This window comes from Pseudomonas sp. 58 R 3 (assembly GCF_900006605.1).
Lineage (GTDB): Bacteria > Pseudomonadota > Gammaproteobacteria > Pseudomonadales > Pseudomonadaceae > Aquipseudomonas > Aquipseudomonas salomonii.
The window spans coordinates 1-233 of record NZ_CVTT01000001.1 but is presented as its reverse complement, the minus strand read 5'-3'; the positions used below and the strand labels follow the sequence as shown (position 1 = coordinate 233).

Genomic DNA, 233 nt, shown 5'->3' with positions numbered 1-233 from the left:
AGCTCCAGCAAATGCCACACCGCCAGAATCTTCGCGCGTTCGGGGCTGGCGAGCATTTCACTGCAATTGAGCGTGGTGGCCGAAGCGCTGTCGAGCAGGCTGGCGGTGTAGAGCAAGGCGTCTTCAAAGCTCAGGTCTTCGATCACGCTGTGAACGCCTGGGGTGGGCAGGTAATGGTCGAGGGCGCGGTTGAAGGCGGCGCGGTCTTTGGCGCAATTGCGGGGTGGGTCGGG

Annotated in this window: 1 protein-coding gene; it reads right to left on the bottom strand. The window is 63.1% G+C overall.

Annotated elements, in window-relative coordinates; genetic code table 11:
- Positions 1 to 233: hypothetical protein (locus BFP92_RS00005; RefSeq protein WP_065911071.1), on the bottom strand; the 233-nt coding region annotated here is incomplete at both ends.